Source organism: Paraclostridium sp. AKS73, assembly GCF_025671395.1.
Taxonomy (GTDB): Bacteria; Bacillota; Clostridia; order Peptostreptococcales; family Peptostreptococcaceae; genus Paraclostridium; species Paraclostridium benzoelyticum.
Map to the genome: position 1 here is coordinate 1 of NZ_JAIXHU010000094.1, position 390 is coordinate 390.

2 tRNA genes and 1 rRNA gene are annotated in these 390 nt (G+C 45.6%); all 3 read right to left on the reverse strand.

The annotated features are described in order from the left end of the window. Positions 1 to 101: 101 nt before the first annotated feature. A tRNA-Ile gene (locus LEQ07_RS19825) sits at positions 102 to 178 on the reverse strand. Between the two features lie 9 nt (positions 179 to 187). Then, positions 188 to 276: transfer RNA gene (locus LEQ07_RS19830), tRNA-Leu, on the reverse strand. A 5-nt stretch (positions 277 to 281) separates the two neighbouring features. Next, positions 282 to 390, reverse strand: a 5S ribosomal RNA gene (gene rrf / locus LEQ07_RS19835); the annotation flags it as partial.

Here is a 390-nt window from a genome sequence, read left to right on the forward strand (position 1 = left end):
GCTAATCATTATCTGAATATCTGGCTTGGTTGTTTGTGTTTAATTCTTTAAAAAAGAATTTATATAATTAACCTACTGTTTAATTTTCAAAGTTCTTAAAGTGGTGGACCTTCAGGGACTCGAACCCCGGACCTACCGGTTATGAGCCGGGCGCTCTAACCAACTGAGCTAAAGGTCCACTTTATAATGGTGCCGAAGACCGGAATCGAACCGGTACGAGAGGTAAGTCCCGCAGGATTTTAAGTCCTGTGCGTCTGCCAGTTCCGCCACTTCGGCACATCACCTAGCTATGTCCTACTCTCCCAGGCAGCTTCCCACCAAGTACCATCGGCGCTAAAGAGCTTAACTTCTGTGTTCGGAATGGGAACAGGTGTATCCTCTTTGCTATAA